Annotated in this window: 20 protein-coding genes and 3 pseudogenes; 10 read left to right on the top strand and 13 right to left on the bottom strand. The window is 50.3% G+C overall.

All coding sequences use genetic code 11. The features are described 5' to 3' along the window. Positions 1-75 precede the first annotated feature (75 nt). From BLW38_RS05660 to BLW38_RS05645, 4 genes are all read left to right on the top strand, one after another. The gene (locus BLW38_RS05660; protein ID WP_092815813.1) at positions 76-1,089 is read left to right on the top strand and encodes a tyrosine-type recombinase/integrase; all 1,014 of its coding nucleotides are present in this window, start codon (positions 76-78) and stop codon (positions 1,087-1,089) included. 127 nt (positions 1,090-1,216) lie between these two features. Next, positions 1,217-2,011: an FtsZ/tubulin family protein gene (locus BLW38_RS05655; RefSeq protein WP_092815810.1), complete on the top strand. Its 795-nt coding sequence runs from the start codon at positions 1,217-1,219 to the stop codon at positions 2,009-2,011. A gap of 119 nt (positions 2,012-2,130) precedes the next feature. Then, a complete protein-coding gene (locus BLW38_RS05650; protein WP_092815807.1) occupies positions 2,131-2,331 on the top strand; it encodes a hypothetical protein in 201 nt (66 codons plus the stop codon). A gap of 284 nt (positions 2,332-2,615) precedes the next feature. Continuing rightward, on the top strand, positions 2,616-2,912 hold the full coding sequence (locus BLW38_RS05645; protein WP_092815804.1) for a hypothetical protein: 297 nt from the start codon (positions 2,616-2,618) through the stop codon (positions 2,910-2,912). A gap of 594 nt (positions 2,913-3,506) precedes the next feature. Here BLW38_RS05645 and BLW38_RS05640 read toward each other — a convergent pair. Then, positions 3,507-4,829, bottom strand: a complete 1,323-nt coding sequence (locus tag BLW38_RS05640) for a tyrosine-type recombinase/integrase (RefSeq protein WP_092815801.1) — start codon at positions 4,827-4,829, stop codon at positions 3,507-3,509. A gap of 556 nt (positions 4,830-5,385) precedes the next feature. On the opposite strand from BLW38_RS05640, the gene BLW38_RS05635 reads away from it, so the two are divergent. Beyond that, positions 5,386-6,036 (top strand): hypothetical protein, encoded by a 651-nt coding sequence (locus BLW38_RS05635; RefSeq protein WP_092815798.1) that lies wholly within the window; start codon positions 5,386-5,388, stop codon positions 6,034-6,036. A 220-nt stretch (positions 6,037-6,256) separates the two neighbouring features. Here BLW38_RS05635 and BLW38_RS05630 read toward each other — a convergent pair whose 3' ends face one another. Both BLW38_RS05630 and rfbB read right to left on the bottom strand, forming a co-directional pair. Then, complete coding sequence (locus BLW38_RS05630) at positions 6,257-6,709, bottom strand: NUDIX domain-containing protein (protein WP_092815795.1); 453 nt, start codon at positions 6,707-6,709, stop codon at positions 6,257-6,259. After that, entirely contained in the window at positions 6,709-7,635 is a 927-nt protein-coding gene (gene rfbB / locus BLW38_RS05625; RefSeq protein WP_092815792.1) for a dTDP-glucose 4,6-dehydratase, read from the bottom strand. The genes BLW38_RS05630 and rfbB overlap by 1 nt, the downstream gene beginning before the upstream one ends. Positions 7,636-7,687: 52 nt before the next feature. Between rfbB and rfbD the strand changes: the two genes are divergently transcribed. Next, positions 7,688-8,578 (top strand): dTDP-4-dehydrorhamnose reductase, encoded by an 891-nt coding sequence (rfbD, locus tag BLW38_RS05620; RefSeq protein WP_092815789.1) that lies wholly within the window; start codon positions 7,688-7,690, stop codon positions 8,576-8,578. Here the strand turns inward: rfbD and BLW38_RS16800 are convergent. From BLW38_RS16800 to BLW38_RS05600, 5 genes are all read right to left on the bottom strand, one after another. Beyond that, the gene (locus tag BLW38_RS16800; protein ID WP_092815786.1) at positions 8,575-8,754 is read right to left on the bottom strand and encodes a hypothetical protein; all 180 of its coding nucleotides are present in this window, start codon (positions 8,752-8,754) and stop codon (positions 8,575-8,577) included. The genes rfbD and BLW38_RS16800 overlap by 4 nt on opposite strands. Positions 8,755-8,756: 2 nt before the next feature. Then, positions 8,757-9,830 carry a glucose-1-phosphate thymidylyltransferase gene (locus BLW38_RS05610; RefSeq protein ID WP_092815783.1) on the bottom strand — a complete coding sequence of 358 codons (1,074 nt, stop codon included), beginning with the start codon at positions 9,828-9,830 and terminating at the stop codon, positions 8,757-8,759. Positions 9,831-9,833: 3 nt separating this feature from the next. Continuing rightward, positions 9,834-10,304: a dTDP-4-dehydrorhamnose 3,5-epimerase family protein gene (locus BLW38_RS05605; RefSeq protein ID WP_394327075.1), complete on the bottom strand. Its 471-nt coding sequence runs from the start codon at positions 10,302-10,304 to the stop codon at positions 9,834-9,836. A 397-nt stretch (positions 10,305-10,701) separates the two neighbouring features. After that, on the bottom strand, positions 10,702-11,433 hold the full coding sequence (locus BLW38_RS15690) for a class I SAM-dependent methyltransferase (protein WP_177167442.1): 732 nt from the start codon (positions 11,431-11,433) through the stop codon (positions 10,702-10,704). A gap of 63 nt (positions 11,434-11,496) precedes the next feature. Then, positions 11,497-12,912 carry an oligosaccharide flippase family protein gene (locus BLW38_RS05600; RefSeq protein WP_092815780.1) on the bottom strand — a complete coding sequence of 472 codons (1,416 nt, stop codon included), beginning with the start codon at positions 12,910-12,912 and terminating at the stop codon, positions 11,497-11,499. Positions 12,913-13,449: 537 nt separating this feature from the next. Here BLW38_RS05600 and BLW38_RS05595 point away from each other — a divergent pair. After that, positions 13,450-13,935 (top strand): annotated as a pseudogene (locus tag BLW38_RS05595) (hypothetical protein). Between the two features lie 192 nt (positions 13,936-14,127). Further along, the gene (locus BLW38_RS05590; protein ID WP_143040804.1) at positions 14,128-15,042 is read left to right on the top strand and encodes a hypothetical protein; all 915 of its coding nucleotides are present in this window, start codon (positions 14,128-14,130) and stop codon (positions 15,040-15,042) included. Positions 15,043-15,458: 416 nt separating this feature from the next. On the opposite strand, the gene BLW38_RS05585 is transcribed toward BLW38_RS05590, so the two are convergent. From BLW38_RS05585 to BLW38_RS05575, 4 genes and pseudogenes are all read right to left on the bottom strand, one after another. Beyond that, the gene (locus BLW38_RS05585) at positions 15,459-16,199 is read right to left on the bottom strand and encodes a class I SAM-dependent methyltransferase (protein WP_092815774.1); all 741 of its coding nucleotides are present in this window, start codon (positions 16,197-16,199) and stop codon (positions 15,459-15,461) included. Positions 16,200-16,308: 109 nt separating this feature from the next. Then, a pseudogene (locus BLW38_RS05580) lies at positions 16,309-17,187 on the bottom strand (IS1595 family transposase). Positions 17,188-17,465: 278 nt separating this feature from the next. Beyond that, positions 17,466-19,172, bottom strand: a complete 1,707-nt coding sequence (locus tag BLW38_RS15685) for a hypothetical protein (protein WP_143040803.1) — start codon at positions 19,170-19,172, stop codon at positions 17,466-17,468. After that, positions 19,162-20,064, bottom strand: a complete 903-nt coding sequence (locus BLW38_RS05575; protein ID WP_177167441.1) for a glycosyltransferase family 4 protein — start codon at positions 20,062-20,064, stop codon at positions 19,162-19,164. The genes BLW38_RS15685 and BLW38_RS05575 overlap by 11 nt, the downstream gene beginning before the upstream one ends. Before the next feature lie 454 nt (positions 20,065-20,518). Here BLW38_RS05575 and BLW38_RS05570 point away from each other — a divergent pair, with 454 nt between their 5' ends. Next, positions 20,519-21,622 carry a glycosyltransferase family 4 protein gene (locus BLW38_RS05570; RefSeq protein WP_092815768.1) on the top strand — a complete coding sequence of 368 codons (1,104 nt, stop codon included), beginning with the start codon at positions 20,519-20,521 and terminating at the stop codon, positions 21,620-21,622. Positions 21,623-22,178: 556 nt separating this feature from the next. Further along, positions 22,179-22,340 (top strand): annotated as a pseudogene (locus BLW38_RS15680) (IS630-like element ISHwa16 family transposase); the annotation flags it as partial. Positions 22,341-22,513: 173 nt separating this feature from the next. Here the strand turns inward: BLW38_RS15680 and BLW38_RS05565 are convergent. Next, positions 22,514-23,572, bottom strand: a complete 1,059-nt coding sequence (locus BLW38_RS05565; protein ID WP_092815765.1) for a Gfo/Idh/MocA family protein — start codon at positions 23,570-23,572, stop codon at positions 22,514-22,516. Positions 23,573-23,677 lie beyond the last annotated feature (105 nt).

Below are 23,677 nucleotides of genomic sequence, written 5' to 3'. Positions count from 1 at the left end.
TGCGATCCCTGCGAATACGATCCGTTACTCTCGGGCTGTCTGGCGATTTGCTACGAATAAAACTAAGTGGTAAATATGTCGGACATAGAACCTATCGACCCGAGCAAAGCACTCGAATTGTACCTTGATGATCGCAGTGGAAACCTCTCGCGAAGCTCCATCAACTCCCACCGGTCACGCCTCTCCACGTTCGTCGACTGGCTCGACGAACGGGACATCACCAACTTGAACGAGCTCACCGGGCGCCTCATCAAGGAGTACCAGATCGAGAGCCGTAAAGAGGGTGACTGGGCTCCGGCGACGGAGAAGTCGATGATGGACACGACTCGCGTCTTCATTCGCTGGTGTGAGAGCATCGAGGCCGTCGAGAGCGGACTCGCCCAGCGCGTACAGTCGCCCGTCGTCGACGATACGGACAATGCGCGACACGAGGAACTCGACTCCCAGACAGCCCAATCAGTACTGGAAAACCTCGAACGATACCACTACTGCAGCCGGGCGCACGTGACGCTCGCAGTGATGTGGCACACGATGGCTCGGTGCGGTGCCGTCCGATCCCTTGATGTCGAGGACTACAACCCTGATGAGCGGTATCTCCAGTTCAAACATCGGCCCGACACCGACACACCGCTCAAGAACAAGACGAAGTCCCAGCGTCACGTCGCCATCTCGGAGTCGATCGCCGACCTTCTCGATGACTGGATCGAGAACAAACGTCCCGAGGTAACCGATAAGTATGGCCGAGAGCCGCTCCTTACAACCACGAAGGGACGTATCGCTCGGAGCACGATCGCGAGGTATGCGTACAAGTACACGCAACCGTGTCGGCACGACGGAACGTGTCCACTTGGCCGAGATCCGAAAACCTGCGAGGCGACCAATCCTAGTAATTCCAGTACCTGTCCCGAATCGTTCTCACCCCATCCGTTTCGGCGCGGGTCGATTACCCACTGGTTACGGTCGGATGTCCCATCACAAGCCGTCTCAAGCCGTGCTGACGTCTCTGAGCGGGTGATCGAGAAGCACTACGACGAGCGTTCCGACCGGGAGCGAATGGAACAGCGACGGGCGTATCTGGGGAACGTCTAGCAGTAGGTGCTAACGCGGGTACTTCCCCACGCCGTTTGGAGATCGTGAAAACAAACGAGGACAGCCATAATATCTGTGCCGCGTGTCTGACGAAGTTCTATCATACACTCTCCTGTAATCGGCTGATATGAGGGATCTCGTAGAGGCCGCTCTGGAAAACCACGAAGACCCGGAACACGACAAAGAGGCGGCTGTCGATGAGTTCGGAGATCCTCAGTTTCTCCTTCTCGGATACGGTGAGTTCGGAGCAGAAATCGAGCGGCGAGGATGGGATAGCCGCTATTCACAACTCGAATACTCGGAAGCAAACACGTACCGTGCGCAAAACGTGGAAGAGCTACCAGCTGCTGCGACAGAGGCAGACTACGTTATACTTGCTGGTAGTACGGAATGCCGTAGCCTCGTAGAGACTATCGGAGAAACACTGCCCGAGGAAACCACCAGTATCGCTCTCCCCGCCCCTGTAGAGGATAAACGAGTCCACGAGATTGACGCTGTTGATGCCACTATTCCCTGCAAACAAGCACTCATCCAAGAACTGGCAACGGATCTATTGACTATCCTGACTGCCCAAGTCCAGATTTCCCCACCCTCACAGCTCTACCGGGAACTACAGACAGCCGGGCTGGTGCAAGGATTCCGGGGACAGCACCACGACAACTCGGAGATTTCGGGACACGAACTAGCAGCAGACTTGGTCACAAACGCACTTGCGAACCCGCTCTACACCGACGACCGCAACCACGCTGAGAGGTGCATCAGCTTCCTCCACGCCGGTACCGACCTGACACTTGGAGAAGTTGAAACAGTACGAGAAGAGATCACGAGCCAAATTGACTCCGGAGTTGGGCTGGAACTCTTCACCGCCGATACCACGAAGATGATGGGAAACAAGCGCCGACTTACACTCCTTCGTATTTGACTACGGTCTGCTCCTCGCCGCCTCTACGACCACCTGAGAAGCCGTCAAACGCTCTTGTGGTGAAGAGTCGTATACTCGAATGACAAAGTCCAAACGTCGCTCCATCGTACAAGTAAATAATGAGCGACTCAACAGACACGGGGACGAAGTCCAAGATATCGGTTGCCGTTGTTGAACAGACACACGCGAACGAGATTCCTGACAACATTGACTCTGACCTATATACGACAACACGACCGGAGTCATCGTTAGTTGAGTTTACGGCTGACCCTGACAGTGACCTGGTGGAGGCTCTCAGGCGGAACGGCTTCGACGTGTGAACTCTGTCGGGGCCGTATCGATTCACTGGTCCTGATTAGCAATATGGAAAATCCCACCTAAGCCAATTCTCGGTATCGCCAATTGTAGGGATCAACGGAATAGCGGCAGTTAGCAATCGCGGGAGTGGTACGATTGGCAATGCCGGAATTGCTACGATAGGCTGTTTCTTAGCTATCGCGGGACTGCGTGGATTAGCAATCCCGCGATAGCTGATGAAAGCACTGTCGCGATCGAAAGTCATCCGAGGCCTGGGATATATGCAAGAGCCAACCAGCCACTAAATATGGACCGAGATCTGGATCTCCGCATCAAAGGGCATCTCTACGAAGTCGGCATAGTCAACGACGACGTGCTTGATACGAGACAAGGATTCCATGCGGCCGAGCAGGGATACGCGAGCACGCTGGAAAGCGTCGCCGACTGTGCAGGGTCCGATATAGTGGACCGAGTCGCGGAAAGCATCAAAACACACATTCAAGAGCAGGAAGACCGACCAACTAACCAATCTGTGCGACGGGAGGCCCGGACGCTCCTCTCCGACGAAGGGTTCGTTATCGATAGCTACCTCAGCAGGGCGTGAAGGCCGCCGGTGACCGCAACACATTCCGGCTTGCTGGACTGGTTCTTGGCTCTCGTGAAGTGCCGATAGAGACACACGGAAATCAGCGTGAACGCTGTAACAATCGGATGTTCTGTTACGAGCCGTCTCAGGAGTGCTGACATCTCCGAAGGGTGAACAACTCGTTTCGACGAGTAAGAACTTCATTACGATATAGAAAGTTGATAGAGAACTGGTATGGGTCGGACACTGATCCGGCGGAGGCTCTTACAGCGGGTCCACAGAATCTTCGTCTACTGGGGGCTAGTAAAACATCCGTTCGGTCGAGAGTACGTTAAAGAGACCTATACGCCAAGCGGGGGAAAACAGCGGTAGTTGGGAATATCCAGTGGAAAGAATACCACCTGAATATTGCGAACCGGTATTGCGGGAATATCCATCGCGGGCAGAAGTCTCACGTTGGATCCAGTCAACTGGTCCTCAAGTCAGGGATACTGAACGTGAACGACGAGTATACGCCGACCGAGCTACTCGAGTAGAACGGGAGTCAGCGGATAAGCCTCGGGGCTTGACCCCGAGGCGGTTGACTGTGACAACGAACCCGTACCGGGACTGTTAGAGATCCTCAACGAAGGCACGCCGCGCCTCACGACGTTCTGCTTTCGTACTCATATCGTACCACCGTTCGATCGTGTCGGGATTGGCGTCGCACCGTTTCGAGATCACGTCTTCGGTAGGGACTCCGTTGGCTCGGAGGTGGGTGATGTAGCCCCGCCGGATCGGATGCGGTGAGACGGACTCCGGACACTTGTACGCGTCATTGTTCGTCTGCGCCGCCTCACACGTCTCCGGCTCCTTTTCGACCGGACAGTCCTTGCCAATCGCGCACGGACGGGACCAGGCATACACGTACTTGCGAATCGTGCTCTTCTGGAGACGGCCGTTTCTCGTCGTTAGCAACGGGTCTCTGTCGTATTCGTCGGTGACAGCGTTTCGGTTCGCTTGGATGTATCCGTCAAGGACCTGTACGGCCTCGCTCGATATGCTGAGTTCGCGTTCGCCCTTCGCACCGTTCTTCAACCGCGTTCCCGTGTCCTCACGGTTGACTGCCTCGATGTAGCGTTCGGTAGCGTCGTAATCGTCGAGATCGAAAGCGTACAGCGTGGACTGCCGGATCCCCGTTTCGGCAAGGAGTACCCAGATCACGTGCGCTTTCGAGAACGGTTCGAACTTCGCCAAGTGGGCGACAATGTCCTTTGCGTCGTCACGGGGGAGCCACGTCTCGTCGTCCCCCTTACTATCTGAGAGCGTCGGGAGGATGATGAGCTCGTGGAAGCCACGGTCGACCACCCCGCGGCGCTCGCAGTACCGGATGAACTTCCGCAGGGACGATAGACACCCTTTGATTGATGATCGGGCCCCGATCTGCGGTTGTTTGCGGAGGTAGTTGTGAAACTCGTCCATTCGGGATGGCTGGATCTCACGAAGGTTCTCGATATCTTCCTCCGCACAGAACTGCCGGAAGTGTCGCAGTCGCGTCCGGTAAGAACTGATGGTACCTTCCGCCACCCCCCACGGGTTCGTTTCGAGATAGAAATCGAGGATGTCGTTCACCGGGACAGCCCCCGAGAACAACTCGTCTCCGTTCCGGACCTCGTTGGGTTCGGAATTAGTCGGCTTTTCGGGATCGTTCGTCGCTGGGGGTTCGTTCGGGTCGGGACTGGGATCTGTTTGTGGGACGGTCGTCGTGTCGACTCTGGGTGTTCCTTGCTCCGCCGTGCTCTCCGGGGTTACAGTCCCATTGGGATGACTGCTATTGACCGACTCGGTAGCGACCGTTCCTCCATCGGTCCGCAATTCGCGGTTTTGGTCGTCGGAGTCTGTCTCAGATTGGTCGGTGACGTCGACGTCGTCGGGAGTCTCGTTCGTGTCGGTCACGCGCTGATCCCCCCGGAACGAGATTTCTTGCTCCCTGGAATGAGCATTGAGTGGGTTGTTACTCCTCTGTCGTCCCGGGTGGCCCGACCAACTTCGGAGCTATGGGCGTCTGTTGTCGGGGTGGCTTCGGGGGAGTCATCCATATCACGCGTAGTCCGTTTCCGCCGAACAGCCCGTTCCGCGATTCCGGTTACCCATCCCTCGACCATTTTCTCGGAATTGGTCGACCAATTCGATCCAAAATCATCCGTCGATGATGGCGGATGTTGGTCGGTGAATTGGTGATCGATGGGTGGTATAGTCGACCGGGTTCTACGAGTATGGAGCCTGTAACTGTGGGTTACTCGGCGATTCCAGAACTGGTGCTGTGCGTGTTTCCCCGGGTTCGATACGAGTCGTTCCCCGAGTGCTCTCGGTTGCGGCGTAGATCGGCGAGGAACCGTTTTGTAAGTGAGTGAGACGGTCATCTTCTCTGTCCAAGTACTGTATTCGGCTCGTTTCGGTAAAGTATTAACGAGTGAAAAGTTATTTAGAATTAGGTTATAATAGCCTATGTATGAATAACAATTCGGATCGACCGGCTGACGAACTGTTCACCGGCGTCGATGACGTCAGGGACGATGACAGCGAGCGTGAGCCGCTGCTCACACCCGAGGATCGACCACGGGGGATACTCACCCCGACCGATCGGGAGTACCTCTGTGGGCTCAAGGAGTACGCCCAGCCGCAGACTGATGCCAATCGGCGGCAGGATATTCGCGAACGAGTGGTTAACGGACTCAAGGACTTCGTGTTACTGAGTTTGTTCCTCGAACCGGATGAACGAGAGAAGATCTTCGAGGAGCTTGGCCCCGAGGAGACCGACGACGTACTCGCTGCGATGGTCGCGTTCGGCTACCTCGGGCTCCACGGGGATCGCCCCCGGCTCGAAACGTGTATCGAGCACGGCGTCCTCCAGGGGGCGAACGTCGACAAACTCTTTCAATCGTCGGGGCGGGCGACCAATGTAGACGTCTCAATCTGGGTCGATTACAACACAGACATCGAGAAATTGTACCGGAGGTTCGAGGACGGTCAAGAGCTGACCGATGCTGAGATCGGTGCGCTCGTTCGGGCCGGGGAAATTGGTGGTGACGAGATCGAGGAATTGGTCGAGTCGCCTCGGGGGTTCCCCGGTGTTTTTGCGGGACGCGGCTCCGTGGATTGAATATTTACTGGGTCAGAAGATGGCCGAGATCAACGGACAGCCCATCCCCACCAATTTTTTGACCAACTCGTCGCTCTCGGAACCGCGACCGCGTGTCGACTGTGGTTAGGACGTCTGCGGAACCATACCGATTACTTCTGGCTAAGTAGTACAGAAGCCATCGAAGAGATAACCCTCTATTTTAGTATGCTGTCCGAATGGCGGTTGGTGACAGGCGGCGTCATAAGGCATCGAAATACCGTTCGACGTACGGGTGGAACTTGTCGAACGGCGGGCGAACAACTCGAAGGGCGCTGTGTTGCTCGTCGCCGACGATATCGGGATCATTGCGCTCGAAGTGGCAGCGATAGCCGGTCGCAAGGTAGTGTTTCGAGTCTACGCCCTCGGCCGCAGCCGCCTCGTAGAAGTGTTCATAGGTACCGAGACAGTCGTCGATGACGACGGATTCACCGAGTTCCTCGTCGGCAACGCGGTGGACGGCATCGGTGCGAGGTTCATTTTTGAGCACTGTCCCACCGGGAACGAACCATTCACCTTTCGCGGGCTCGTTCTCGCGTTTACCAAGGATCACGCCATCGTCGTGTTCGATCACGAGGTCGACTGAAACGAGCGGGACGTTCCCGACAATTATGCGCCACTCGTCGTCAGGGATCGATGTTTTCGTATCGGTCATCAGTCGAGGTAGTAATCGACAGTCCGTTCGAGGCCCTCCTCAAAGGAATACTGTGGTTCCCAGCCGAGCGCTTCGATCTTCTCAGTTTTGAGCGCGTAGCGTTGGTCGTGCCCTGCACGGTCTTCGACGAACTCGATGAGGTCATTCGACACACCGACGGTATCAAGGATCGCTTCCGTAACTTCGAGATTTGTCTTTTCGGCGTGACTCCCGATGTTGTAGACCTCGCCGATCTCTCCCTTGCGGAGCACGAGATCGAGTGCGCGGCAGTTGTCCTCGACATAGATCCACTCACGGACGTTCGACCCATCACCATATACGGGGAGCAACTTGCCGGCTGCGGCATTCTGGATGAATTTCGGGATAAGCTTCTCTGGGTGTTGTCGTGGGCCGAAGTTGTTGGATGTGCGGGTGATCAGAACGGGGAGCCCGTGGGTCGTCTGGAAGCTCCTCGCTAGCAGATCCGCGCTCGCCTTCGTCGCCGCGTAGGGATTCCGTGGGTTGAGCGCGTCGTCTTCGGAGAATTTGCCATCGAGTATCTGACCGTACACTTCATCGGTCGAAATCTGGAGGAACCGGTCGACGCCTGCATCGTTGGCCGCGTCAAGGAGCGTCTGTGTACCCCGGACGTTCGTCTCGACGAACGGTTTCGCGCCCTCGATGGAACGGTCGACGTGGGATTCCGCGGCGAAGTTGACGACTGCGTCAACGTCTTTGATCAAGTCCGTAACGAGTTCCTGGTCGCGGATGTCCCCCTTAACGAACTGGTGTCGTGGGTGATCCAGAGCCCCGTCGAGGTTGTCCTTTGAGCCCGCATATGTCAGTGCGTCGAGCGTGACGATTTCGTCGACCTCGTGTTCTTCGAGAACGTAGTGAACGAAGCTCGAGCCGATGAATCCAGCGCCACCCGTAATGAGAATTCGCATACAGGAGTCTTGGCTGCAGCACCTATTTATGTTGCTGTTGGAACACTACGGTATGCGGCTTCTCGTTGTGGGTGCGAACGGACTTCTCGGCAGCAACGTCGTCTACGCGGGTCAGCAGCGTGGATGGGATGTCTGTGGGACGTATCACTCCACACGGCCGGACTTTGATATGCCGCTGACACAGTTCGATCTCGGCGACTACGAGGCATTCGGGGCTCTTCTGGAAGAGTACACACCCGACGTCGTCGTCAACTGTGCGGCGATGACGGATGTCGACGGCTGCGAACGTGATCCCGAACAAGCACAGTTGCTCAACGGCGATGCGCCGGGCGGGCTGGCCACTCACTGCGAAGCCCACGATGTTAAATTCCTTCATATCTCGACGGACTACGTCTTCGACGGGACGGTACGCGACCCATATGTCGAGGAAACGACTCCCAACCCCGTGCAGGCGTACGGGGAGTCGAAGCTCGCTGGGGAACGGGCAGTTCGGAGTGAGTCGGAAACCGCGCTCATCGCCCGACTCTCGTTCGTGTGGGGTATCCACCGGAGTGCCGGCGACCTTATTGGATTTCCGGCGTGGGTGCGCAACCAGTTACGTGCCGGCGAGGCTGTCCCGCTGTTTACAGATCAGTGGGTGACACCGACCCGGGCTGGGCAGGCAGCGGGCACGCTGCTCGATCTGATTGCTCAGGAGGAAGAAAGGCTCTATCACGTGGCGTGTGCCTCCTGTATGACACCCTACGAGTTTGGGACGGTGATCGCTGAGCAGGTAGAGACTGATTCGGTATTAGTATGCGAGGGGTCGATAGCTGATGTGGATCGAGCGGCGATACGGCCGAAGTACACGTGTTTGGATGTCGGGAAGGTAACAGACGCACTTGAGCGGGCGCAGCCAACGGTCCGTGAGGACGTTGAGGCCGCCTGGGAGCTGGTGGACTAAATCTGGTACTGATTGAGGTTGTCGAGGAAATGCTCGCGGGCGTCCGCGGGCAGATCCTCGAAGCAAAGTACTTCCTGACAGCCGAGTCCCGGACACTTCATCACGCGGTTATCTTCGAGTTCGTTAGCAGCAACGATGGTTCCACAGGCCGGACAGGTGTGGGTGATAATTCTCATTATTACAGTTTGAGTTGGGAGTTTTCGCCGACAACGAGGCGGCGACCCTCGGGGAGGAGTCTCTCGGCGCTCTCGATGTTCGCGTTCCGCCCGAGGAGGCTGTCGACGATACGACCCGAGGCCGTGATCGTGGAGTCACCGATGACAACGCTGTTCTCGATATGGACATCTTCCAGTTCCGAATTCGCGCCGATCGAGGTGTACGGGCCGACGTAGGTACCGCTCTTGATGACCGTGTCTTCGGCGATTGAGACCGGGCCGCGGACGGACGCGCCGGCCTCGATGGTCGCGGACTCGTGGAGTTCGATTCGACCCGTGGTCTCGGCGCCGTCCTCGACGGTCCCCTCGGTTTCGAGAGCGGTGTCTTCGAGGACTAAGCGATTGGCTTCGAGAATGTCCTCGGGCTTGCCGGTGTCCTTCCACCAGCCCGTGACGACGTGGGAATCGATCGCGTGACCATCTTCGAGCAGCGACTGGATCGCGTCTGTAATTTCGAGTTCTCCCCGCCAGGACGGTTCGAGATCGTCGATCACGTCGAAGACCGCGGGCGAGAAAACGTACATCCCGATGAGAGCGAGATTCGTCGGCGGGTCGTCTGGCTTCTCGATGAGCTGGGTGACGTTGCCCGCGTCGTCAACGTCGGCGATGCCGAACGCCTGGGGATCCTCGACCTCCTGGAGGGCGATGCCTGCGCCGTAGTCGCCGGACTCGAAACTCTCGACGAGGTCGGTGACGCCGGATTTGAGGATGTTGTCGCCGAGGTACATCACGAAGTCGTCGTCGCCGACGAAGTCGCGGGCACAGCCCGCGGCGTGGGCGAGGCCGAGGGGGTTCCCCTGGACGATGTAGGTGATTTCGACGCCGTACTTCGAGCCGTCGCCGAGGAGTTCCTGGATCTCGTCTCGTCCATTATTCCCGAGGATGACGCCGATCTCGGTGACCCCCGCTTCCTTGAGGTCTTCTATCGCATATTCGAGAACCGGCTTATTTGCGACCGGGATGAGCTGTTTCGGGCCGGTGTGAGTTATGGGGCGGAGCCGAGAGCCCGTGCCGCCAGAAAGTAGGACGCCTTTCATCTGTCATCCACTTGGTTCTTCGTCCCAGTCTAAAGGTATTTCGTCCGTGTCATATGGGAGGCGTTCCTCGTCGGGATTCTCGTAGTCGTAGAGTTTGGTGGGAAAGTTAATGAGGAACGCCGGCTCGTCGCCGATGGCCTTGAAGCCGTGCCAGCAGTCGCCGGGGATACGGACAACCTGCTGATTATGTTCGCCGATAACGAAAGTATTCACTTCACCTTGCGTAGACGAATCCTTGCGGTTGTCATAAATTCCGATCTTGATTCGTCCCTTTGGACAAACGAAGTGATCTATTTGTCCCTGATGGTGGCGGTGCCACGCACGAGTAATACCAGCGTAGGTCATCGAATAATAGGACATCGCGGGCTCTGGATCGTATTCGTTCCAGTCTCCTCGAAAAATTTCTACGAGATGACCACGCTCATCCGTATTCACTTGGAGGTTTCGTACTTCGACGCCAGATATCATCGTCATATTATTAGTGAACTCCCTTCACTAATAACTGATTCCACTGAAGCAGCTCAGTATCGCTTGAACCACTATGATTCTCAATGCGATTGATGAGTCCCGTCGTGGCTATCCGTCTATATCAGATTACAGAGGATTTCTCTCCTGCGTACTGGCAAAAGTTCGACGAGTGTGACTGTTAGGATGGCGATGGCGAGTTCTTGTGCTTACCCTGTACCGGGATGGCTTTGAAAAGCCGAACGCCAGCGAGGAGTAAGCAAGGGCTTATCGATACTTATCCTACCCCTGTGCGGGGTGGGGCGACCTGGAGGGGATGCAACCCGGCGCAGACCCGCTTCGCTGCTCTTAGCCGGTCAAGAGGGGTTGCCGCTTTGCGGCAGAGGGATGGATGCGATCCCCCTATCTAACGTCGTATTGAGTATAGAACATAGATGCCGTTTTCTTCACATATATCTCGTAATCGTTCCTCAGCTACCATACACTCATCTATTTTGTATCCTGCACAATCTAATTTGTCGCGGACAACTGCTTTCAGGGCATCGTATATACCGTGTGTCTCTACAACTACTGCTCGCGGACGGATTTCCATTTCTTCTAGGATGCCGATCTCGGCTCCTTCACAGTCGAGTACGAGAACGTCACAATCGGGAAGGTCAGTTGGTGAAACTGCTTGGGCATCATCACTATCCCCACGAAGCGAGACCGCTCGCGCCACAATCGCATGTCGAATAGAAACGCGATCATCAACGTCGTTCAACTGAACTGTGTCTTTGACCTTTGTAACCGATTCTGCACCGCCCTCAAATGTGATAACCTGACCGTTAGAACCAGATTGTCTAGCTGCCATAACTGTCGATACTCCCCACCCACCGCCTACAATGACTACTGTATCACCAGGTTCAACGTACTTTTGAATCCCTTCAACGAGGGCATTCTCATATCCAGGGATGTCTTGCGTGTGCCAAGGAACAATAGAGTCCCCCAACCGGGAAGCACGTACGGGAATACTGTTGTACGAAACGACGCGTTTCGGGAGTATCGGTCGGAACCCTGAATCGTATCCAAACTGGATTCCCCTCTTCGCTAGCGTAATTGGACCGTCCTTACGCCAGATTTTCGCCGCTTTCTGTAGCATAGTCGCCATTGTTCGATTAATTTTATTTTACGCTTGAGGTAACAGTTTCGCAACGAGAGCTCATTAATCGACAGCTCTTCGCATATTGTCAAGGATGACACCACGTGATGGTGGAATTATTAATGCAAAACCGACATATACCGTTATTCCGAATCCGATAGTCAGCAGTAGCATTGGTAAACTGCTAATCTGTATGGCTGATTCAACAATATAAAGGACAATGGCCATACCGAACGATGCGGCTACACATCCACCAATTCGTATGTAAGGAATCCGAATTGAGACAAACTTCGAGAGGTAGTAAGCGTGAAGAATACTATTTATGATGAATGAAAAGGCGGTGGCGACTGCCGCCCCCACAATCCCGTAGCTGAGAACGAGAACTACGTTCAGTACGAGATTCAACGATATCGAGATGACACCCGCTTTCGCTGCAAGATCGGGTCTGTCGATTGCTTGAAGTGAACGACCGAGAATAACGTGTATCGACTGAATGACCTTCTCTCCCGTTAGAATGATCAGAACTAGTGAGGCTGCTGTATATTCGGTTCCAAACGTTAATCCGAGAATATCTCGGGAAAACAATACAACACCGAAGAACGCAGGGATGGCTATGAATAGTGCTACCGCAATTGCCTCCGGGAGCAAAGACTCAATACGTTTAGTAACGCCCTCAGCATCCCACTGACTTACTTGCGGGAAAATCGTAGTGGCGATTGAACTGCTGAAGAGCATCACGACTGCGGTGACCCGCCACGCGATCTCGTAGACACCGACATCCGATTGCGCTAGGAATAAGCCGATAATGGCGATGTCCACCCAACTGTAGAAGTAGCCACCAACTGAGGAAATGAAGGCATATTTAGAATAATTGAATAGCGAGCGGGCGTGTCCGAGCGACGGTAAACCGACTGTCGTCGAACTCTTCCACATTCCCCACACCAGCATAACGACGAATCCAGCAAAAAGTCCATAAATGATGCCGCGAACACCCCTACCAGACCAGACAAGAATAGCGCCAACACAGATGTACACAAGACTCCGAAAAAACGATGGAGCGGCAGTTTCGCCGACGCGTAGCTCTCCTTTTAGTACTTGTATCGTGAGTTTTGCGGACTCTTGGAGGATGAGTGCCGGGATGAGAAGTAACGCCAGATCATCGCCGAGATAGTTGTTTATTGCTCCCTGAAACAATACTATTCCTGCAACGAACGGTAGTAGTAACAGACCTTTGAGGAGAATTGCTGTTGAGAGGATTGATTCCGGGGATTCGCCTTCGCTGAAACGCTTGGTCACGGCATTGTTGATGCCGAAGTTTGCGGGAATAGCGATAATTCCTAGCAGGGCTTGAAAGAGGAACAAGGAGCCCATTTGGTCGGAAGCAAGTTCACGTGCGAAGAACGCGATTCCGAGGAAACCAATGAGACTGCTCGCGCCTTTTGCGGTGAATACCTTAATCGCTGAGCGGGTAAGATTCATCTTAGATATTGTGTATTCCTAGTCGGCAGCGAGTTTAACAGCCTGGTATTTGTTCATCTGGTATGCCACTCAAATTCTCGTATTCGTTCCCTTTTTACTCTTATTAGTCAGTTATTGCGGCTTCAACTGTGAGCTGCTAGATGCCATCTGTGAGGAAATCTAACGTTTGAATCTAGGGGATGAGAGGTGAAAAGGCACTATGTCCGCAACACGATTCTAATTTGTTCGGATAGTGATGTATGACTAGTTGGGGCTTCAGCTACGAATCGTTAGATATTATGGGGTGTCTGTCGGTCAAATTTAGCAGTTCAGGACTGAATCGGAACTGGAATAATCTGGTGAATGTCTTAGTGATGATTGCGGTAACCACGCTAATCACGTCCACCGCGCGTCTGAGGGAGTTTTACTGATATGAATGTTAAGGTGTGGTACAACTTCTGTCGAATGTTGTAGTCCTAATTTTTCGGCTCTGTAGTTTCACTAGACGCTAGGGCTACGACTGCGCTATCTCGGTAGAAAGCGAAGAGACAGATTGGTTTGACATCCGAAATCCGTCTCTTCACACGTGTTACGGTGGTGAAGGCTTAATCAGTTGTCGCTATCTCGGACGAACCCGCCGACCCCGAAGGGGGTGGCGGGTTCACTGAGTGGGCGATGCTCACGCTCCATACACTTCATATCGGGCTGGCAAATCCTACCGCGTTACGGTGGATTTGCTCAGCGAGATGCTCGGCCTCCTCGACGAGATCGGCCTCACGCGGCTTCCTCACTACACCGTTCTCCGCACGTGGTTTGCACGGATTCCGACTACGACGTGGCGTGCGTATCTCGCTGCGTCCGCCGAGCAGGATCATAAACCCGCCGAGTATGATCATAACGCTCTCATAGACCGTTATCGGTATAATCGTCACTCACATCAAGCGCACGCTCGACTCAGGCGTGCGTGCGCGAAGTTGGCTGGAGTTCCGGATGATCCTCAAAGTCACCGTCTACAATCTCCGCCAGAGCGTGAGACATCCGTGAAATCAACTGGCGTGTACCGAAGCTACAGGGCCAAAATATTCTATATCGTAGAGAAAAACCAATCTGGGCCGACTGCTCAGACCGCTGTTGACTTTGAGCGAAACTACGAAGTCGTCCTTAACCACGTCCACAAAGTCCAGGATGTGAGCGAGTCTGGGAAAGCTTAATAAGCTGAATGACTGATTCTTCCTTATGGTTGAGTGGAAGCATAAGAATATTGATTGGTGGAAATGGAAGATTGGGAAAGAAGTAGTAGGATTCTACTTCAATACCATCCGAAATGATGGCGGTGTCTCTGTATTTGAAGAAGATTGGGATAACCTACTAATTCTTGATGCAGCACGTTTTGACGTTACAAAAGAAGTTTTTAACGATCTCTCTATTTCTACTCCTGTTAAGAAAAGGCGCTCAAGGGGGGCATGCACCGGTGAATTTATGGAAAAGAATTTCCGTGGCGTGTTTAACGATACTGTCTATATATCTGCAAACCCGTCGATTGACGATAACGAACTCGACACCTTCCATAACGTCGTCACACTCTGGGACTCGGATTGGGACGATGAAGAGGGGACTGTTCTTCCAGACACGGTCGTTGAGAAGTCCTTGGAGATCGGGGAACGATACCCCGAGAAACGACTTGTCGTGCATTTCCTCCAACCCCACTATCCATTCTTGGGAAGCAATATTGGGGGGTCCGTTGAGGAACTCCGGAAGGATGCCAAGGGGGATGAGCGACACGAGGATGTTAATCCTTGGCGGATGGTGAGAGACGGGATATATGACCCAGATGAGGTATGGAACGCTTACGTTGAAAACCACCGCAAAGTTATCCCGAAGGCTTACAAACTGGGGGATGAACTCCCAGGAAAATCAGTCCTGACGTCGGACCACGGGAATGCGATGGGTGCCCCATTAATAAAATCGCTTGATTTGATCGATATCTATGGACACCCTTGGGGCGTCCACCTCGATGAAATTGTCGAGGTCCCCTGGGTTGAGATTGATTCGTCTCAAAGGAAACCTATTGTTGAGGAAAAGCCTGCCGCTACGTCTGATATATCGGGGGATGCCAAAAAGCGGTTAAAGGAGATTGGTTATCTTGCGTGACGTGCCATCTGAGTAATCCGCAGGGAATTGCCGATCCGCTTCCGAATGTCGGGGTTGAGCCGGACTGGGGATTAGGCGTATATCAGTGAACAGGAAACTCACGCTACATAACCCTGGGAGTAAGTTCACAGGAATTAATGCCCGTCATCGCTTCACAAAGGGCCATCGTAGGTAACGCCGTTCTGGTTGAGGAATGAGTTGAGTTCCTTCTCGAAGACTATACGCTTTTCTATGATTACACTAGATGCAAGCACGCGGTATCGGAGCTATGTTTTATAGTGGTGCGCAGTATCGGATACATCGCTTGGCCGGCTACGCCCACAATCCTCCTGCCCTTTCAGTTGAGGTCAATCACCGCCTACAGGCGCAGGTGATAAATCCACATTCAGAATCCAGAACGAATTCCCTCATAGAAATTATAAACTGGCAATAAACAAATGAAACCTCCCAATTGGTAGGATTTTAGATGATAGTATAGCAAGGTTAGAACTTAATGACCTCTCGCTCCAGGTCTTATCCATCCAGTTCATATAACTATGTGAATCGACGGTAAACCCAGTATTCTCCAGTAAAGACCCTACTTCACCTGCTGTGTATTCTCGAATATGGCCCATATGACCAACTTTTTCTAACTTCATAAATTGTTCATATGGGTCTACTATGATTCCTTCTGTAAGGAGAGAATAAAGATTGGAGAAAGAAAGTACATTGGGGGTAGTAAGGATAAGTTTCCCATTTGGTTTTAATACCCTTTTAATTTCCTCAAAAGTATGAATCGGATTTATATGAAGATGCTCAAGTACCTCCGTGAAAATCACTCCATCAAATGAATTGTCTTCTGCTGGAAATTTATCCCTCTCAACGTCACATTGGTAGATCTCTAGTTGATTTCGTTCCATGAAATCCTCGATGACTGATGGGTCAATGTCCAATCCTTTAATATCATAGCCTATTTCTTTTAATAGGAATGTTATATGGCAGGGTACTGATCCAACTTCCAGGATTCTTCCATCAATATTATTAGTTACAGCAGCGACAATTCCCTGAAAATATGATTCGTGTACATCGAGATATTCTAAAAATCTACTTCTAACGCTCGGGTCTAGATTCTTAACCTCTGCCCGAAGTTGTGGTACTAGTGGATCAATATCCGTCATATTTTAGTCCAAGAGAAAGGATTCTACTAAGGATGGTGGTTTAGTGCGACCAAGCCGGTCGTTTTGAAGAAAATTCCATACGCTCTTGGGTAAGTGATTGTTGGTGGTATCATAGCGCAGCTTCGAGGATTGTTTTGAGCGCTGCATCCCCGAGTTTGGCTCGAAGCGTTGTCGTAGCTGAAAGGCTCTCACGTACGGTGTGGGTTGTCTTTAGACATTCCTCGATGTGACGAGAGCCACCGTCGCGTCAGCGAGGCGTGACTCTCGCAGGTGTTGACGTGCACCTCTTCATCAGCGTATTCTCTCGCGCCGTGGACGACGCACTGTCGGTCGAAGGCGTCGTCCGCTTCCAGTGGCTCGCAGGCTCGAAAGCCGTCCGCGAGACAGTCAATGACTCCTGCTGGTGGTCATCAAGCAGGAGTCGTATCGTCGATTCCTCGGCGGCTTTCACCGGGTGAACGTACGTCTCTCCACTCCCGCGGTCGGCAATGATGAAGACCGGTGGCTTATCCTCCAGATACGTTCCACGTCCGCGTGTGGACAGGCCACGTGAGCGCGACCGTCTGTCGCGCTCGCGCCTTTTCTCCCCACTTTCACGTACAACTCATCAACCTCAACCGGTCTTGCAGTGTGATTCGAGGCACGTCCAGTGCCCGCAGGAAGCGCTGGACGCGCCGATACACCGTATTGAACGACACGTCAATTTCAACGTCTAGTTGCCGAAGGCTGGTGTTGAATCGGATGTAGGCGTAGACAGCAAGAAACCACTTTCTGAGCGCTACTGCCGAGTGTTCAAAAACTATGCCAGTCTTGTCGCTGAAACTCCGTCCGCAATTCTCACACAGATACCGCTGAAAAACCTGATAGCTGCATACCAAATTATCGATTTGACACGGCAGCGCGGGTAATAGACGCCATCACGCCAGCGAATCTGTGCCAGCAAATTCGCCGCACGACGCTCCGAGACGAACGTCCTCAACGGGAACATATTTCGTCGGGTAGCGCGTCCGCGCCGCCCGTGCCCGCTGTGACTTCCAGCTATTGCTGAGATCCGACCATCAATCCTCTACCCAAGAGCGATTACTAGGGTGGATACACTGTGAAAGACGACCACCCTGGCCAGCGTCACAAGTTGATGAACTCTTCGCATAGTCAGAATTAGAGGTGACGCCCGTTACAGAGGAACGTCGGTAGGTACTCCAAGTAGTTAATCACAAGACGATATACCGTTTCATACTAACAAACAGATTATTATATGGGCTATGGTCATTTCGTATAAACATAGTTATCCCCATTATCATAGATCCTATTATGTTTATTGAATTTATTAAATATATTATAGGGATTAATTGTAATGAATTGGTTTCCCGATTTCTGATACCTGGCTGAATAGACATACCGATTCTGGGCCGTTAGTACTATTGCTGAATTTGACGATATTGTACCGGACCGAATTTCATCGTGATGTCCATTCACCTCCTGACCAGTCTTAGGTTGAATCGCAGCACGGACAATTACATCTCCAATCAATTGATTATATTCTCCATATTCTTCCGTAAAGTCTGATAAAGAATGTAATCTGGGCCCAATTCGGGGATCCAAACTTCCACTTTGATAGTCCGGTGGAGTAGAGGAGATGTAATGCGGAGGGACCATTATCACCCCCAAGACTATGAACAAAAGTATAGCAGTTCTAGTAAAAATCTGTCGAGACGGAAGAATTCGATCTAAAACTACGTAGCCATGCATTGCAACTCCACCAGCTACCAATACAAAGACTGTGAATACCCGCATCGGGTTTATCTCAAAAATTGTTATACTAGGAACACGGTTGATGATCACAGCTGCAACACCAGAGGTAGCAACAAGTATCCCAAGATAAAATATATGAATTCTATAATCGTCTTTGTCTCTCCGTATCGAATAGATGCATGATGCGGAAATTCCAATTGCGAGTAATACCTGGAATAGCCACCTCGCTATAAATTCCCTGAAATAAACCAGGGATGAAGGTGACGATTGGTTTGGGAAAACTGCGGAGTGTAATTTTGGAGCAAGCCCTAGAGACGCGAGAATTTCTTGCGTTTCGATCAATCTTAATTGGAAAAATCCTACAAGAGTATATTCTCCCCCATATCCCGCGAATGTAGACCATAATTGGTGAATTAATAAAGTTATGAGGAGAATCAGGGAATACCTCATAAGGTTGTTACGCAAATTGTCCCAGTGTTTAACAACTATATGTGCAAATTGACTACCAACGAGGAGGAGCAAAAGAAACCCAGATAGGTGATTTGTGAGTATTGTTGATATAATAAGAACAATTAATAGAGGGAGATATCGCCTGTCTATGCTCTTGTGATAACGCATTAGAAGTGCGGATGTAGAAACCAATAATAATATAGATAGAGATCTGCGTTGGAAAACCGTGTGGAATATAAACATTGGAGTCCAACAAAGTATAGGAGCGATTATAATTCCTCCGTTGGATATCGATAGAGATGACTCCGAAATCAATCTCTTAGAATAGAAGGCCGCCACAGAGACCGCAAGGAACACGAATATTATAGGGAGTAACTGTGACGTAAGAAGTTGATTCGATGTTTCTGGAATAAGTCCGGCCCCAGTTATAATAGATACTATAGAAGCAAGGAAGTATAGAATGGGATAGCCAGTTCCAACACCGCCTAAATTTGAACCAGTAAGAGGCCAACCACCCATTATTGCTTTTGATTGCGCAGCTGCAGTATGTGAATCAATCCCATAAAGCCAACCAGAGGAATTAATTGGCGCCATAAGCACTAAGAGAAGTACAATTCCGCCCAGATGATATGTTGATGCGTTAAGGTAATATAGAGTTGAAAGAACAATCAAAGAACCACCCAACAAACCAGGTGATTGAACTCTTACGCCAATAATCCCAATAACAAAGGCGCAATTCGCTACGATGAGGTCCAATTTTTTATTCAGCATTAAAATTCTCACCTAAATATGACAACAATTTCTTCGATAGGGTGTGCCAAGTGTATTTGGAGGCAACAGTTTGTATCTTTCTTTGTTGTATTTGCTTACTGCCGGAGCCATACTCTTTAACCCGGTTATATATCGACTCGATCTCATTAATAATAATGGTATTCTCTTCAAATTCAAATCCGCGTACTCCAAACGGAGTTGATATAACGGGGAGACCCCGAGCAAGATAGTCAATAATTTTAATATTGGAACCCGCACCATCTGTGATTGGGTTTAATGCAATATCGGCGCAGGCGTACATTGGTTCGATATTATCAACAAAACCAGTTACAGTTAGATGGTTATTATCAGCGTCAATTCTATTCCCTACATTACCGACAAGAAGGAAATGGATATCCTGGTTTTCATCACATGCTTGTTCAGACCACGTTACAATTTTTCGAGCAGCATCCACGTTCGGGCCATAATCGCTCCCTACGAATAGAGCGACGGTCTGATCTAAATCAATACCAAGATCTTTCCGCACATTAGAACTTGACCGATCAACGTTGTTATGAATATTTGACTCGTATGTTCCATTCGGAACGATCACAGGATTAGACACCGATCCATATATTTCAGAGAACCGCTGGAGATCCTGTTCCGAGACACATATTACCCCGTCAGATTCCGATACGGCAAATGATTCGCTCTTCTTAAGAGAGTTATAGTATCTATCTTTAAGATAGGTATTCTGTAAATGGCTCCAACGATCTATTTCCACATTATGGCTTGAATACAAGATGACACTATTCTCGCTAAGTTGCACAGCAGGACGAACCAAATGAGGTCCCTCAGCAAGGATTACATCCGCTTCTTCTATCTGGTTAATTAGTTCTTGCTGTGGAAACACTTTTAATATTGGTCCTGTCCACGTCCCAGGTACTTCTAATACTGATGCAGGAATGCTCGGAAGGTCATAAAGGGGACATATAGGCCGTATTTCAGTGTAGTTTCTAGAAATTTGTATTTTTGACTCGATCTCGGGGAAAGAATGATTCGAAAAGAGACCACCAACACAATATCTTTGAACGGTGTGACCCAGGTCAGGAAATGAAGTTACTAATCCATGGGTTCGATGTTCGCCTCCACTCTTAGGGGGGTAGATTGTTGTCTGCGAGAGTTGTAATATATTCATCCTTCTCTTATCAGGTATCTTTACCGTGATGATGAAGTCCTTGTTTTCTCAATTTGAGAGTGTATCCGTCATCCTCTTGTCTTTGACTTCTAGATTCTACTAGAACGGGCACAGTCCTAAGCGTAATCAATTCCGAAACGACCATTAAACCTGTGAAGGATTCTCTACTATGAAAATACTGCTTTTCCACTTGTCGGGCACTCCGCTCTATGCAGCTGAGATCGCACATTCACTAGCAGATAAGGGCCATAATGTACATGCAATTGTTGCTCAGCGGAATCTGAACGAAGACTTTTTCGATGAAAATATTTATATAAATCCGATCGGGATATCAACCAACCTCAAAACACTCCTCAGGTGTCTTAACCCATTAACCTATGTTCGTATTATAAAACAGATAAAAACAATCGACCCAGATGTAATCCACATCACACAGGGTTTTCTTTGGCTAAATCCCGTGTTACCATTCATCTCTGAGTATCCGATTCTATATACTGATCATGAGCCAGAGGAAGTGAACGACGTGACCTTATACGACCGTACTAACATCTATTCTTTTTCGAAAAGTCATATGCGAAGATATGCTGACAAAATTATTGTACACGGAGATTATTTGAAAGAGATATTATTATCGCGCGGTATTCCAGAAGATAAGGTCGTCGTGATTAGTCATGGAACATATCGCTACTACGAAGAAGTCGATAACGGAGAAGATACTGATTCAATGCCCAATAATAATGTACTCTTTTTTGGGCTTCTGGCAGACTACAAGGGGATAAGTGTTCTTGCAAAGGCCATACCCCAGATACGTAACCGTTGTCCGGAAGCAACCTTTACAATTGCCGGGAAAGGAGATATTGACTCATATATGCCAGACAATCTTTTGAAGGAAGACTATATTACTATTTATAATGAATTTATTCCAGATGAGAGGGTTGGACCTCTTTTCCGAAATGCGGAGATCGTAGTACTACCGTATACAAGTGGATCCCAAAGTGGTGTCCTTACTATTTCATATCAGTTTAAGACACCCGTTGTGGTGACAAACGTGGGAAGTCTCCCCGAAGCAGTAGATAACCACGAAACGGGAATTATCGTTCCGCCAAATGAACCGGACTTACTGAGTGAGGGTATCTGCAGGATCCTCTCTTCATCAAGAACGCAGAAGAATATGGAACAGGCCATTACTGAGAAAGTCGAGTCAGAACTGTCTTGGGATATAATCTGTAATAATCTAATAGAGTTATATTCCGATTTGAGTGACGACCATTAAAATACATAATTCTAGATAGAGGGTTCTCCACACTTTTTCGTGTATTTTCATCTGGTTCGCTAACTAGGAACAACATTTCCGAACGCCGTAGGATTGAGGAAGAACTGAAATTGTTAATACGTTTCATACGGAAGAATATGAAGTCGGTTCTCGCTCTTGCGAGAGCTCCATTTCGCCAGCAACCGTAACTTCTGTCAAAACGAGGCATCCCATTTAATCAAACTCACACCGTTTCTCAGAGCGTCCATCATTGTCGATGAGTTCTTGCCCAACTTAGTCAGTAACGATCAAGCAAATCGTTCGAGCCATCCTCAACTTGCCAACAATGTTGTGTCCGAGAACGTAGACCTCATGGAGTATCCCGCGACAGTGACGCGGGCTTCGCCGTTTGGCCTCTCCCCAAGACGGAAAGCTAAATGGCTACAAGTGAATTTACTTTCCTCCGTATTCCCTTACCGGTCGTGTGGGAGCAGTAACTCCCTCACACCGTGAACCCCACGCTCTAGAGGTCGTATAGTGCCGCCATAGGTGGTGGGCAGTAGAGATCGTTGGCTTCACTAGGATGGCGAAGCTCAATCCAATAGAGGAGTGTTGGCGACAATTGAGATCTGCACTCGGGAATAGGTACTTCGGAACGCTTGATGAGCTTCGTGCAAGAATCCGCTCACCACTGGATAAAATCAGTCCGCTCGGAATCTATCAATATCTAAGTCGGTGAGTATACCCGCCACCTGGCGAAACCCTTGAGTGGTTTTGCGAGTCGAATAACGTGCTTCCGTATCGAAAAATGACTCCACAGATTATTGTAAGTATAATTTCATAAGGTAGCGTCGGGCTTCGCCCTCGGCGCATAAGGTCGGGGAACGCCCTCAAAATCAGTTTATATTTGGACTATCTTTCGAGTTCCTCAAGAAGCTGTACGCAATTATGGGCATCCTCTAGTGTGACAGGTGGTTGAGTACCATTCTTGACTGATTGTACGTATTGAGTGATCTGCCGGTAATGACCCTCCGATTCATATGGGTTTGCATCCAGTAGCTCGTATCGTAATTTATCTGCTCCTTCTTGAAGCACATTTGAAGTTAGTTGGCCAATTAATCGAAGGTGATTAATTAGGAAATCCTTAGCATTTACAGCATTTCCGTCTGAGAATGTGTCGTTTAGGTACATATCTTTCTTCATGAAGTCAATCTCTATATCTCCTTTTGTGCCTTGGATAAGTAAAGTGTCTCGTGAAGCTGAATTCGTATGTATTTTGATTGTGATTGATATGTCTCCAGATCTATCACTAGCTTCTATGCTTACCCCATCGAATTCAATCGGGTCTGCATACCCTTTGAAATTATATTTTGAGATGTTTTTAATCCCACCCAGTCTGTCTACGAAAGCAAGAGGGAGGTACGCTTGGTGTACGAAACCTTCACCAATCTCGCCGCCAGGCAGATCGAAAACCCACTCACCGCGTTCAGTCTCGGTAAGGTCACGGGGCTCAGAAAATATCATAGAGACAGAGACAATGTCCCCAATCTCTCCATTTTGAATTGACCGGCGTGCTTTTTCTGCAAAAGGTGTGAATAACTTATTATGGACAACTGATACAGTCGTATTAGCGTCTGACGCGAGTTTTTCCATTTTTTCAACTTCACTAGTAGTTGGAGCAGCAGGTTTCTCAATAAGAACAGGGATACGATATTCAAGAACTGTTTCCAGAACAGGGAGGTGAGTCTGAGCGGGTGTACAAATATGAACAGAGTCTATTTCTTGGGAGTCAAGCATATTCTCTAAATCAGAAAATGTCTCAATTGACTCCGAATTCACATCCCGTAACCGAGATGTATCCCTGTCACAGATCGCAATGAGGTTAACTTCAGGATGGGAGTTAAGAATCGGATGGTGGATTGTTTTACCAGCAACTCCATAACCAATTATAGCTGTATTGATACTTGACATATTTTGAGTATCTTCTTGGAAACACAGTATGACCCCACCCTCTTATATTCATCCGGTTTAATCTTCTACATATTGCGAAATGATGAAGACGTCTGGTTCAATACC

Origin of the sequence: Halopenitus malekzadehii, from assembly GCF_900108505.1 — an archaeon.
Taxonomy (GTDB): domain Archaea; phylum Halobacteriota; class Halobacteria; order Halobacteriales; family Haloferacaceae; genus Halopenitus; species Halopenitus malekzadehii.
Note: the sequence above shows the minus strand (reverse complement) of the source record. Positions and strands in the feature narration are given on the sequence as shown.